The sequence below is a fragment of the Streptomyces roseofulvus genome (assembly GCF_039534915.1).
GTDB classification, from domain to species: Bacteria; Actinomycetota; Actinomycetes; order Streptomycetales; family Streptomycetaceae; genus Streptomyces; species Streptomyces roseofulvus.
Genome location: NZ_BAAAWE010000001.1, coordinates 7366142 through 7378412 on the forward strand (window position 1 = coordinate 7366142; position 12271 = coordinate 7378412).

General features: G+C 70.2%; 10 protein-coding genes. 9 read left to right on the forward strand and 1 reads right to left on the reverse strand.

From position 1 onward, the window contains the following. The first annotated feature begins 4 nt into the window (after positions 1 to 4). The 9 genes from ABFY03_RS33910 to ABFY03_RS33950 all read left to right on the forward strand — a co-directional run bounded on the left by ABFY03_RS33910 (position 5) and on the right by ABFY03_RS33950 (position 10392). The gene (locus ABFY03_RS33910; RefSeq protein WP_346171749.1) at positions 5 to 1015 is read left to right on the forward strand and encodes an agmatine deiminase family protein; all 1011 of its coding nucleotides are present in this window, start codon (positions 5 to 7) and stop codon (positions 1013 to 1015) included. Between the two features lie 80 nt (positions 1016 to 1095). Further along, entirely contained in the window at positions 1096 to 2784 is a 1689-nt protein-coding gene (locus ABFY03_RS33915) for an ABC transporter substrate-binding protein (protein ID WP_346171750.1), read from the forward strand. After that, complete coding sequence (locus ABFY03_RS33920; RefSeq protein WP_346171751.1) at positions 2781 to 3740, forward strand: ABC transporter permease; 960 nt, start codon at positions 2781 to 2783, stop codon at positions 3738 to 3740. Before ABFY03_RS33915 ends, ABFY03_RS33920 begins: the two co-directional genes overlap by 4 nt. Continuing rightward, the gene (locus tag ABFY03_RS33925) at positions 3737 to 4591 is read left to right on the forward strand and encodes an ABC transporter permease (protein ID WP_346171752.1); all 855 of its coding nucleotides are present in this window, start codon (positions 3737 to 3739) and stop codon (positions 4589 to 4591) included. Before ABFY03_RS33920 ends, ABFY03_RS33925 begins: the two co-directional genes overlap by 4 nt. Continuing rightward, the gene (locus ABFY03_RS33930) at positions 4588 to 5586 is read left to right on the forward strand and encodes an ABC transporter ATP-binding protein (RefSeq protein WP_346171753.1); all 999 of its coding nucleotides are present in this window, start codon (positions 4588 to 4590) and stop codon (positions 5584 to 5586) included. Before ABFY03_RS33925 ends, ABFY03_RS33930 begins: the two co-directional genes overlap by 4 nt. Then, positions 5579 to 6382 (forward strand): ABC transporter ATP-binding protein, encoded by an 804-nt coding sequence (locus ABFY03_RS33935; protein WP_346171754.1) that lies wholly within the window; start codon positions 5579 to 5581, stop codon positions 6380 to 6382. The genes ABFY03_RS33930 and ABFY03_RS33935 overlap by 8 nt, the downstream gene beginning before the upstream one ends. Before the next feature lie 37 nt (positions 6383 to 6419). Further along, positions 6420 to 7565, forward strand: coding sequence for an agmatine deiminase family protein (locus ABFY03_RS33940; RefSeq protein ID WP_346171755.1), 1146 nt, complete (start codon positions 6420 to 6422; stop codon positions 7563 to 7565). Positions 7566 to 7723: 158 nt separating this feature from the next. Next, positions 7724 to 9175 (forward strand): purine-cytosine permease family protein, encoded by a 1452-nt coding sequence (locus ABFY03_RS33945; protein WP_346171756.1) that lies wholly within the window; start codon positions 7724 to 7726, stop codon positions 9173 to 9175. 47 nt (positions 9176 to 9222) lie between these two features. Beyond that, positions 9223 to 10392, forward strand: coding sequence for an agmatine deiminase family protein (locus tag ABFY03_RS33950; protein WP_346171757.1), 1170 nt, complete (start codon positions 9223 to 9225; stop codon positions 10390 to 10392). A gap of 189 nt (positions 10393 to 10581) precedes the next feature. Here the strand turns inward: ABFY03_RS33950 and ABFY03_RS33955 are convergent, their stop codons facing one another. Continuing rightward, positions 10582 to 12108 (reverse strand): catalase, encoded by a 1527-nt coding sequence (locus ABFY03_RS33955; protein WP_346171758.1) that lies wholly within the window; start codon positions 12106 to 12108, stop codon positions 10582 to 10584. Positions 12109 to 12271: the final 163 nt, after the last annotated feature.

Consider the following 12271-nt stretch of genomic DNA (forward strand, 5'->3'; position numbering starts at 1 on the left):
TGAGATGACCGCGTTCCGTATGCCCGCCGAATGGTCCGAGCACGAGGGGTGCCTCATGGCCTGGCCCGTCCGCGAGGACCTGTGGGGCAGCGTGCTGGACGACGTGAAGGAGGAGTACGCGAACGTCGCCCGCGCCATCGCCGCATTCGAGCCGGTCACCATGGTGGCGCCGCCGGGTCACGGCGACGAGGCCCGCACGAAGTGCGGCGCGGGCATCACCGTGGTGGAGATGGCGCAGGACGACTCGTGGTTCCGCGACTCCGCCCCGCTCTTCGTGCTCGACGGCGAGGGCAACCGCGCCGGAGTCGACTTCCGGTTCAACGCCTGGGGCCGCAAGCACCACCCGTACGACTCCGACGACCGGATCAGCGCCCTCCTCCTGCAGCACCTCGGCATCGAGCGCATCGCCTCCGACATGATCCTGGAGGGCGGGGCGATCACGGTCGACGGCGAGGGCACGCTCATCACCACCGAGCAGTGCCTGCTCCATCCCAACCGCAACCCGGGGATGAGCCGCGACGAGATCGAGACGGAGCTGAAGGCCCAGCTCGGCGTCGACAAGGTGGTGTGGCTTCCGTACGGCGGGCTGCTCGACACGGAGACCGACGGGCACGTCGACGGCGTCTGCGCCTTCGCGGCTCCCGGCAAGGTCGTCGTCTCCCTGCCCGACGATCCCGACCACCCCGACCACGCCCGGATGCGCGCCAACCGCGCCGTCCTGGAGCACACGACGGACGCCCAGGGCCGGCCGTTCGAGATCGTCGAGATCCCGCAGACCGCCTTCGCCACCGTGGCCGGCGCCGAGGTCGAGGTCTCCTACCTGAACTACTACGTGGCCAACGGCGGCGTCGTCGTCCCGGTCGCCGGCCTGCCCCAGGACGACGCCGCCCTCGCGGTCATCGCCGCGGCGTACCCGGGCCGCAAGGTCGTCGGGGTGCGGGCGCTCGCGATCGCGTACGGCGGAGGCGGAGTCCACTGCATCACCCAGCAGATCCCCGCGGCCCCCGGCGCCTGAACCGGGAACGGTCCGCTTTCCGGAGGGCCGCTCCGGCGGTCCTCCGGCTCCCCGCCCCCTCACGGAAAGAGCGCGCGACGATGACCACACCGCACCGCCCCGGCAGCAGACGCCCTTACGGCAGATACCGCCGGATCGCCGCGACGACGGCCGTCCTGGCCTCCCTCGCCGCCCTCGCGGCCTGCTCCGGTCCTCCCCGGCACGCCGGTGCCGGCACCCCGGTCACACTCTCCGCGTCCACGCCCCCGGCTCGCGGCGAGATCGACTCCTTCACCTGGGCCGTCTACGCCGAGCCGCCCACGCTCGACTACACGGTGGCCTTCGACTATCCGCAGAACACGATCCTGTCCAACGTGTGCGAGAGCCTGATGCGCTGGACACCGGGCCTCACCCTGGAACCGGGCCTGGCACGAAGGGCGTCGAACCCGGACCCCACCACCTGGGTCTACGACCTGCGCTCCGGCGTGCGCTTCCACGACGGCCGCACCATGAGCGCCGACGACGTGGTCCACAGCCTCGGCCGTCAGACGGACCCGGACAACGCCGCCGCCTGGGCCCAGAACTTCCAGAACGTCGCATCCGTACGGAAGACCGGTCCCCTCCAGGTCACCGTCAAGCTCAAGAAGCCCGACTCCCAGTTCCCCCAGTACATGGCGACCGCCGCGGGTGTGATCGCCTCCAAGGCCGGCGTCGAGGCCGCGGGCAAGGACTACGGCACCACCGGCGGACTCGCCTGCACGGGACCGTTCGAACTCGGCACGTGGAGCAAGGGCCAGGCGATCGAGCTGACCCGCTTCGACGGCTACTGGGGCCCCAAGGCCAAGGCGAAGAAGGCCGTCTTCCGGATCATCACCGACCCCTCGGCCCGCACCAACGCCATGCTCAGCGGAGAGATCGACGGCGGCTACCTCATCCCCACCGAAAGCTACGCCCGGCTCCGCGACAGCGGTCTCGGCACCCTGTACTTCGGCGAGGGCCTGAGCACGGTCAACGTCAACATCACCAACATGAAGGGCCCGCTCGGTGACGTCCGCGTCCGCCGGGCCCTGTCCCTGGCCCTCGACCGGTCCGGGTTCGCCCAGGCCGGACTCGGCGGTGCCGGCACGGTCACCAACTCGCTCACCACACGTGCCGCCTGGGCCGGAGCCTCGGAGCAGACCCGGCAGGCCGCGTTCGCCGCGCTTCCGCCCGCCACCCAGGACCTCGAGAAGGCCAAGGCGCTGATCAAGGAGGCCGGCGCCACGGGCAAGACCCTGACCGTCGCCACCAGCTCCATCGGCCAGGACGTCTCCCTCCTCGCCACCGCCGTCCAGGCCGCCGGCAGCAGGATCGGCCTGAGGATCAACCTCAAGACCATCGCCCCCAACGCCTTCACCGCGCTCTTCACCGATCCCGAGGCGCGCGAGGGCATCGACATGTTCCCGCTCACCTACTACAACTCGATCACCGATCCGCTCGACCTGCTGACGAACTTCAAGACCGGCGCCTACCTCAACTTCGCCGGCCACAGCGACAAGCGCTACGACACCCTCGTCGACCAGGCCACCGCCGTCTACGAGCCGGACCGGCGGATGAAGATCGAGGCCGAACTCCAGAAGCTGGCCGCCGAGCAGCTGCTGTGGATCCCGGTCGCAGAGTGGCCCACCGCGGTCTTCCTCAACAAGAGGATCACCGGCGCCCCCACCACCATCGCGTACATGTACTACCCGTGGGCCGCCGACGTCGGGGCCGCCGACGTCGGGGCCGCGGACGCGGGGGCCGCGAAGTGAACTTCCTGAGATTCGCCGTACGCCGGGTGGCGGAGATGGCCGCCACCCTGCTCGGTGCGTCGTTCGTGGTCTTCGGCGCCATGTACCTGGCTCCGGGCAACCCGGCCAGCTTCCTGCTCTCCGGACGCTCGGCCTCCCCGGAGGCCCTCGCCTCGATCAACGCCCAGTACCACCTGGACGACCCCTTCTTCGTCCGGTACCTCCGCTGGCTCGGCGACATCGTCCAAGGAGACTTCGGCCGGTCCATCACGTACCGCACCGACGTCTCACGCCTCCTGGCGGACCGCCTCCCCACCACGCTGCTGCTCGTCGTGATGGCGCTCGTCGTGGTCGCCGTGATCGGCCTGGCCCTGGGCCGGCTCTCCGCCGTACGCGGCGGCGGCACCGATTCCGCCATCCTGATCGGGACGACGCTCGCCGTCGGCACGCCCTCCTTCGTCGCCGCCGTACTGCTGCAGGGACTCTTCGCCGTCAACCTCGGCTGGTTCCCCAGCAGCGGTTCGGGCGACGGCTTCCTCGACAAGGTCTGGCACCTCACCCTGCCCGCGATCGCCCTCGCGCTCTATCTGATCGGCATGCTCGCCCGTGTCACCCGGTCCGCCATGCTCGAAGCCCTCGACAGCGAGCACGTCACGGTCGCCCGCAGCCGCGGCGTCCCCGAGCGCCACGTCATCAGCCGCCACGTGTTCCGCAACTCACTGGGCACCGTCCTCACCACCGGCGGCCTGATCGTCTCCACCCTCCTGGTCTGCACGATCCTCGTGGAGACCGCCTTCAGCATCGGAGGCGTCGGCCAGCTCCTGGAACTGTCCACCACGACCAAGGACTTCCCGACCGTCCAGGCCATCTCCTTGATCATCGTCGCTCTCTTCATGACCGTGAACCTGATCGTCGACCTGGTGCTGCCCCTGGTCGACCCGCGGATCACTCTCGGATCGAGGAGCTCCTCCGTATGACAGCCGTCCTCACCCGCCGGCCCGGACTGTCCAGGATCCGCACCGCCCGGTCCCCGCTGTACCTGGTCTGCCTCGGCTTCGTCGCCCTCGTCACCACGGCCGCACTCCTCGCGCCGTGGCTCGTGCCCCACGACCCCAATGCCGTCGACCTCGGCAACGCGTTGGCCGGCACCACCCCCGAGCACCCGCTCGGCGTCGACGCCGCCGGGCGCGACACCCTCTCCCGGCTGCTCCTCGGCGCCCGCACCTCGCTCCTGGGACCCCTCGGGGTCGTGGTCTTCTCCACGGTCGCCGGTGTCGCGATCGGTATGGCCGCGGGCTGGCGGGGCGGCTGGCTCGACTCCGTCCTCTCCCGCTCCACCGAACTGGTCTTCGCGTTCCCCGGCATGCTCCTGGCCATCCTGATCATCTCGGTCCACGGCGAAGGACTGCTCGCCCCCGTCGTCGCCCTCTCCATCGCCTACCTGCCCTATGTCAGCCGGCTCACCCGCTCCCTCGTCCTGGCCGAACGCCAACGCCCCTACGTCAGCGCCTACCAGGTCCAGGGACACTCGGCCCTCCAGATCTGCCTGCGCCACGTCCTGCCCAACATCGCCCCCGTCGTCCTCGCCCAGTCCACCATCAACTTCGGCTACGCACTCATGGACCTGGCCGGCCTGTCCTTCCTCGGCCTCGGCGTCCCCGCGCTCACCCCTGACTGGGGCCGCATGGTCTTCGACGGACAGACCGCCATCCAGCACGGCTACCCGCTCTCCGCGGTCCTGCCCTGCGTGTTCATCGTGCTGACCGTCGTCGCCTTCAACGTGGTCGGAGAACGCTGGGCCGACCGCGTCGCCAGGAGGTCCCCATGAGACCGCTGACCCCACCGACACCCACGCTCGACATCCGAGAGCTGCGGATCACCCTGCCCGGCACGGCCCGCCCCGTCCTGGACGGCGTCGACCTCCACGTCGCCGCCGGCGAGACCGTCGCCCTCGTCGGCGAGTCCGGTTCCGGGAAGACCCTGACCTCACGCAGCGCTCTCGGGCTGCTGCCGCCCGGCGCCACGATCGAGGGAGCCGTCCGCGTGAGCGGTCAGGACGTGCTCACGATGAACACCGCCCAGCTGCGCGCCCTGCGTACCAGCACGGTGTCCATGATCTTCCAGGACCCGCGCGCGGCCCTCAACCCGATGCGCCGCATCGGCGACTTCCTCACGGAGAGCGTGATCCTGACCGGGAGCACGAGCCGGACGGACGCCATCGCGCGCGCCACCGAACTCCTCCAGGCCGTCGGCCTCGACGACACCGCTCTGCGCACGTACCCCGGCCAGGTCTCGGGCGGCATGCTGCAACGCGTCATGATCGCCGCCGCGCTGATGGGCGACCCCGCCCTCCTCCTGGCCGACGAACCGACCACCGCGCTCGACGTCACCACCCAGGCCGAGGTCATCGCCCTCCTGGCGCGACTCCGCGAACGCTTCGGCACCGGCCTGCTCTTCGTCACCCACGACCTCGACCTCGCCGCCGCCATCAGCGACCGCGTCTACGTCATGTACGCCGGCCGGATCGCGGAGAGCGGACCCGCCGAAGCCCTCTTCGCGCGGCCTCGGCACCCGTACACCTCGGCGCTGCTCGCCTCCACGCCCCGCCTCGACGCCCCGCCGGGCAGGCTCGCCGCCATCGACGGCCAGCCCCCCGACCTGCGGAAGGAACTGCACGGCTGCCCGTTCGCCGACCGCTGCCACCTGGCCACGGAGATCTGCGACCACCAGGCTCCCGAACCGCTGCCCGCGCCCGGACAGCCGCACCACCGGGCCGCCTGCCACCACAGCGACCGGCTCGAAGGGAGCTCCGTCGATGCCTGACAACGCACTGGAGGCCGTCGGCCTCCACCGCGCCTTCGGAAACGTCCGCGCCGTCGACGACGTCTCGTTCGCCCTGCCCGAGGGCGGTTCCCTGGGCGTCGTCGGCGGATCCGGTTCCGGCAAGACCACCACCGCCCGCATCGTCGTCGGCCTGGAGCGGGCCGACGACGGGGAGGTACGGGTACGGGGCCGGGCCCGGCCCAGCCGCGCCCGCGGCAAGGCTCAGCGCCTGGCCAGGGCCCGCGAGGTGCAGATGGTCTTCCAGGACCCCTACCTGTCTCTCGACCCCAGGACCAGCGTCGAACAGGTGCTGCGTGAAACCCTGCGCCTGCACTTCCCCGACACCCGCACCGACCACGAGCGGCGGATCCACGAACTCCTCGACCAGGTCGGCCTCGGAACCCGCGCCGCCGACGCGCGGCCGAAACAGCTCTCCGGCGGACAGCGCCAACGCGTCGCCCTCGCCCGCGCGCTCGCCGTGGAGCCCGCCGTCCTCGTCCTCGACGAGGCGGTCGCCGCCCTCGACGTCTCCGTCCAGGCCCAGATCCTCAACCTCCTCGCCGACATCCGCGAGGAGACCGGGATCGCCTTCCTCTTCATCACCCACGACCTCGGCGTGGTCCGCTGCGTCACCGACGACGTCATCGTCATGCACCGGGGCCGCGTCGTCGAGGCGGGCCCCACCACCGAGGTGCTCGCCGCACCCCGGCACCCGTACACGCGGCTCCTGCTGGAATCCGTGCCCCGCCCGGGCTGGGACCCCGAGGCGATCGCCGCCGCCCGCAGGGCGCTCTGACCCCACCGAACTCCCCACAACCACACCGGAGGTCCCCATGAACGATCACGCCGTCGCCCGCCACGCGGGTCCCGGCCTCAACAGGCGCCGGTTCCTCGCCGCCGCCGGCCTGACAGCCGCCGGCGCCGCCGTCGCCGCGGCCGTCCAGAACCGGGCGGACGCCACCCCCGCCGCCGGCGTCTTCCGCGTCCCCATCGAGGACGTACGCCACACCCGCACCTGGATGGCCTGGCCGGACAGCACCGCGATCTGGCCCGGCAGGCTCGGCGGCGTCCAGGCGGACATCGCCCTCATCGCCCGTACGATCGCGAAGTACGAGCCCGTCGTCATGTGCGCGAACCCCGGCAGCGCCGCCAAGGCACGCTCGATGTGCGGCTCCACCGTCACCGTCATCAGCTCCATCCCCGTCGACGACTGCTGGATGCGCGACACCGGACCCGTCTTCCGCACCGACGGCTACGGCGGCCTCGACGCCGTGGGCCTCAACTTCAACGGCTGGGGCGACAAGCAGACCCACGCCAAGGACGCCCTCGTCGCCGAGCGGATCGCCGCCCACGTGGGCGTCCCGTTCACCTACGCCGACCTGGTCGGCGAGGGAGGCGCCATCGAACAGGACGGCGCCGGCACCCTGATGGCCACCCGCAGCAGCCTGGTGAACCGCAACCGCAACCCCGGCGTGTCGGAGCGGCAGCTGGAGCGGGCGATGTGCGCCGCGTACGGCGCGTCCAAGGTCATCTGGTTCGACGGCGTCTACGGCCAGGACATCACCGACGACCACGTCGACGCGACCTCCCGCTTCCTCGCCCCCGGCGAGGCCCTTGTGCAGACGCCCCTCCCGTCCGAGAACGACGCCTACGCCCGCGACGCCCGCCGTCAGTACGACACCCTCTCCGCCTCGACCACCGCCGCAGGCCGTGAGATGGACGTCATGCGCCTCCAGGGCCCGGACTACAACAAGATCCGCTCCACCAACAGGGACTTCCTCGCCTCCTACGCCAACTTCTACCTCTGCAACGACGCCGTCATCTCCGCCCAGTTCGGCGACAGGAGGGCGGACGAGGCCGCACGGGCGACCCTGAACCGCCTCTACCCCGACCGCCGCATCGAGCAGTTGAACATCGACCGCCTGGGAACGGGCGGCGGCGGCATCCACTGCGTCACCCAGCAACAGCCCGTGGCCTGAGAGGACATGACGGCAACGGGGGAGGGCGAGTTCCGTCCGATCCATTGACTGAAATTTAAGTCAGTCCCTAGGGTGGGCGCGCGCCGCGTGACGCCGACGAGCAGGCCGGCGCCGCGACCGGCCTTTCACGGACCCACCCACCCCGAACAGGAGCCCCCATGGGGTCAGTTGTCCCGGAGTACCACGACTCCGCACCACATCCGGGCATCGAGCTGCATTCGATCGACTGGGTGCCGCTCTCCGAACGGCACGGCAAACCCTCGCACGTCGGGGCCATCTGGTTCGTGGGCAGCCTCAACCTCACCGGCCTGGCGACCGGCGTCGTGACGCTCTCGATGGGGGCCTCGCTCGTGTGGACGGTGGTCGCCACCGTCCTCGGGTCACTCTTCGGCACGTTCTTCATGGCGTTCCACTCGGCCCAGGGGCCCCAGCTGGGCTTGCCGCAACTCGTCCAGTCGCGGCCCCAGTTCGGCTATCTCGGAGCCGCGCTCACCGTGTGGGTCTTCGCCCTGGTCAACTACGTGGCCTTCAACACGTCGGACGCCCTGCTGTCCGGTCAGGCCATGAACCTGCTCACCGGCGTCCCCAACGAGCTCGGCTATCTGCTGGCCGCCGCGGTCGCGACGGCGATCGCCCTCCTGGGGTACGACTGGATCCACCGGCTGAACCGGTGGCTCACCTGGCCCTTCGTCGTGATCACCGCTGCGATCACCGCCGCCGCCCTCTTCGGCGGCGGCCTGCCGGACGGTGCGTGGAACCCGGGCCCGTTCGAACTCGCCCCCTTCATGCTCGTGTTCGTCTTCGTCGCCGGCTTCCAGCTGGGCTGGGCGCCGTACGTCTCGGACTACTCGCGCTACCTCAGACCCGACGTCCCGGTCCGCAGCACCTTCTGGTGGACGTACCTGCCCAGCGCGATCTCCGGGATATGGGTCTTCGTCCTCGGGGCCGTGGTCTCGGCCGGCGCCCCCGAGGGCACCGATCCGGTCACCGCCCTGAAGCTGGCGGCGGACCGCCTGTTCGGCGGATTCGGCACGGTCGCGGTCGTCGTGCTGCTCGTCGGACTGCTCTCCATCATGGCGATCAACCAGTACGGCGGCAGCCTCACCATGATCTCGATCGTGGACTCGTTCCGGCCCGTCAAGCCGACGCGGACCATCCGCGTCGCGACGATCGGGATCATGCTGGTGGCCGTCGGGACGGTCTCCACGGCGGTCGGCATCGACCAGTTCAACTGGTTCTTCGCCCACGTGGTCGTGGTGCTGACCTACCTCTTCATCCCGTGGACGGCCATCAACCTGGTCGACTTCTTCTTCGTCCGGCGTGGCCAGTACGTCGTCAAGGAGATCTTCAACCCGCATGGCATCTACGGCCGTTGGGGCTGGCGGGGCAATCTCGCCTATGGCATCGGCCTCGCCTGCATGGCGCCGTTCATGGTCATCACCGGCCTCTACGTCGGCCCCGCCGCGAAGCTCCTCGGCGGCGTGGACTGCTCGATCTTCGTCGGCCTGCCAGTGGCCGGCGCCCTCTACTGGGCCTTCACCCGGAGCCTCGATCTGGATACTGAGCGCCGGCTGGTCCGGGAGGAGGGGCTGCTGGAACGACTGCACTGAGCCACCCGCGCCCGCACGTACAGAACCTTTGAGAGAAGGAGCACCACGTGAAGACAGAGCACGAAGGCGACCGGCCCGGCATCAACCGCAGAACCCTCCTGGCCCGAACCGGAGCGGTCGCGGCCGGACTGGCGGTGGGACCGGTACTCGGCGGCATCCAGCCGGCCCGGGCCGCGTCCTGGCGCGTACCCGGGGAGGAGACGCCGCACAAGCGGACCTGGATGGCCTGGCCGTCCAGCTACACGATCTGGGGCAACACCCTGTCCAGGATCCAGGCCGACATAGCCAAGCTCGCCAAGGAAGTCGCCAAGTACGAGCCGGTCGTGATGTGCGCGGACGGCTCGTCGGCCGCCTCGCAGGCCCGGAGCATGTGCGGGACCACCGTCTCGGTGATCAGCTCGATCCCGGTCTCGGACTGCTGGATGCGGGACACCGGCCCGCTGTTCCGCGTCGACGGAGCCGGCGGCCTCGACTCCTTCGGCCTGAACTTCAACGCCTGGGGCGAGAACGCCACGACCTTCTACGGCCTGCCCTACTCCGCCTACTCCAAGGACCGCGTGCTCGCCGGCCGGGTCGCCGCCTACGTGGGCACCCCCTTCGCCAACGCGTCCGTGGTCGGCGAGGGCGGCGGCATCGAGTACGACGGTGACGGCACCCTGATGGCGACCGAGAGCTGCTGGTTGAACAGCAACCGCAACCCCGGAAAGTCGCGCAGCCAGATCGAGGCGGAGCTGCTGTCCCGCTTCGGCGCCACCAAGATGATCTGGCTGCCCGGCGTCACCGGACAGGACGTCACCGACGGCCACATCGACGGCACCGCCCGGTACATCAAGCCCGGTGTGGTGATGGTGCAGCTGGCCGGCGCCGTACGGCCGGACGTCTGGACCGCGAACGCCAGGGCCATCCACGACGTCCTGGTGAACGCGACCGACGCCAGGGGCCGCCGCCTCCAGGTCCTCACCATCGAAGGGCCTGACGTCCTGCCCCGTGTCTCGGCCGGCAAGCAGGCTGACTTCCTCAGCTCCTACATGAACTGGACGGTCACCAACCAGGCCGTCATCACCACCCAGTTCGGCGACACCGCCAAGGACGCGGCGGCCAAGTCGGCGATCGCGGCCGCCTACGGCAGGCCGGTCGTCCAGCTCAACCTCGACAACCTCTACGGCAACGGCGGCGGTGGCGCCCACTGCGTCACGATGCAGGAACCCAACCGCTGAGCCATCGGCCCGGGTTCCGCTCCGGGACCCGGGCCGTCCCGCTCCGGCGCGAGTCGGACCTTCTCGGCGGTCATGCGCGGGGAGCCGTGCGCTGTTGAATCACCTACAGAGCCGCTGGCACGCCACCGTGGCCCCTCCGCCGAACGGCGAAGGGGCCACGTCGTGGCGGGCAGTGCCCGCAGAGATCGGTCACGCCTTGTGCTGCATGGAGCTGCGGGCGGGGTTGCCCTGTTCGGCGGCCTTGGGGTCCTTCTCGTCGGCCTTGGCGCGGACGCCCTGCTCGATGCGCTCTCCGGTCGCCTTGTCGATGTTCTTCCAGTAGGCGAAGGCACGCTCCAGGACGGGTTCGGTGACGCCGTTGAGGAGGTGGCCGACGACGTTGTCGACGAGGCGGTCGCGGGCGTCGTCGTCCATGACCTCGCGGACGAGGGTGCCGGGCTGGCCCCAGTCGTCGTCCTCGGGGTGGGAGACGTAGGCCGCCCGGGTGATCTCGCCGTCCGCCGTCCAGCTCGGCGGGCTGCCGTACCGCTCGGTGTCGGCGGCCGGGCCTCCCTTGGAGTTGGGGGCGTAGACCGGGTCGGTGGTCTTCCGGTAGGCCATCGCGCCGTCCTTGGAGTACGTGTGGACGTCGACGACGGGCGCGTTCACGGGGAGCTGCTGGTAGTTGCCGCCGATGCGGTGCCGGTGGGCGTCCGCGTACGAGAACAGGCGGGCCAGCAGCATCCGGTCGGGGCTCGGCCCGATGCCGGGGACCAGGTTGTTGGGCTGGAAGGCGGCCTGCTCGATCTCCGCGTGGTTGTCGGTGGGGTTGCGGTCCAGGGTCATCCGGCCGACGGGGATGAGCGGGTAGTCGCCGTGCGGCCAGACCTTGGTGAGGTCGAAGGGGTTGAAGCGGTACGTCGCCGCCTCCTCGTACGGCATGACCTGCACGTGCAGCGTCCAGCTCGGGAACTCTCCGTCGCGGATGTGCTCGAAGAGGTCCCGCGTGTGGTAGTCGGTGTCGACGGCCGCCATCTGGTCGGCCTCGTGCTGCGTGAAGAACTCGATGCCCTGGTCGGTCTTGAAGTGGTACTTCACCCAGAACCGCTCGCCGGAGGCGTTGATCCACATGTACGTGTGGGAGGTGTAGCCGTTCATGTGGCGCCAGCTGCGCGGGATGCCCCGGTCGCCCATCAGCCAGGTGACCTGGTGGGCGGACTCCGGGGAGAGGGTCCAGAAGTCCCACTGCATGTCGTGGTCGCGCAGGTTGTTGTCCGCGCGGCGCTTCTGGGAGCGGATGAAGTGCTGGAACTTCATCGGGTCCTTGACGAAGAAGACCGGCGTGTTGTTGCCGACCATGTCGTAGTTGCCCTCGGACGTGTAGAACTTCAGCGCGAAGCCGCGCGGGTCGCGCCAGGTGTCCGGGCTGCCCCGCTCGCCGGCCACGGTGGAGAACCGGGCGACCAGTTCGGTGCGGGTGCCCGGCTGGAACAGGGCCGCCTTCGTGTAACGGATGACGTCGTGGGTGACCTCGAAGTGGCCGAACGCGCCGCTGCCCTTGGCATGGGGCTGGCGCTCGGGGATCCGTTCGCGGTTGAACTGCGCCATCTGCTCGATCAGGTAGGCGTCCTGGAGGAGGATCGGGCCGCCGGGGCCGACGGTGAGCGAGTGTTCGTCGCTCTCCACCGGGGCGCCGGAGTCGGTCGTGGTGGTCGGTTTCGGCGAGTTGGTGTTCATGGTCGAACCCTTCGTGAGGAGAGGGGAAGGGAGTGCGAGACTGGGTTGCGGTGATCAGGCGAGTGCCGAGAAGCCTCTGCGCCCGTCTTCGGTCACATGACCGCAGGGTCTGCCTCGTCGAGTTCCTGCGTGCACCCTGGACGGGGAGCTTCTGCTCGGGAGG

Bases quoted from the DNA above. Each gene is read 5' to 3' on its own strand.
- ABFY03_RS33910 (WP_346171749.1), top strand. From the start codon at position 5: ATGACCGCGTTCCGTATGCCCGCCGAATGGTCCGAGCACGAGGGGTGC.
- ABFY03_RS33915 (WP_346171750.1), top strand. From the start codon at position 1,096: ATGACCACACCGCACCGCCCCGGCAGCAGACGCCCTTACGGCAGATAC.
- ABFY03_RS33925 (WP_346171752.1), top strand. From the start codon at position 3,737: ATGACAGCCGTCCTCACCCGCCGGCCCGGACTGTCCAGGATCCGCACC.
- ABFY03_RS33930 (WP_346171753.1), top strand. From the start codon at position 4,588: ATGAGACCGCTGACCCCACCGACACCCACGCTCGACATCCGAGAGCTG.
- ABFY03_RS33935 (WP_346171754.1), top strand. From the start codon at position 5,579: ATGCCTGACAACGCACTGGAGGCCGTCGGCCTCCACCGCGCCTTCGGA.
- ABFY03_RS33940 (WP_346171755.1), top strand. From the start codon at position 6,420: ATGAACGATCACGCCGTCGCCCGCCACGCGGGTCCCGGCCTCAACAGG.
- ABFY03_RS33945 (WP_346171756.1), top strand. From the start codon at position 7,724: ATGGGGTCAGTTGTCCCGGAGTACCACGACTCCGCACCACATCCGGGC.
- ABFY03_RS33955 (WP_346171758.1), bottom strand. From the start codon at position 12,108: ATGAACACCAACTCGCCGAAACCGACCACCACGACCGACTCCGGCGCC.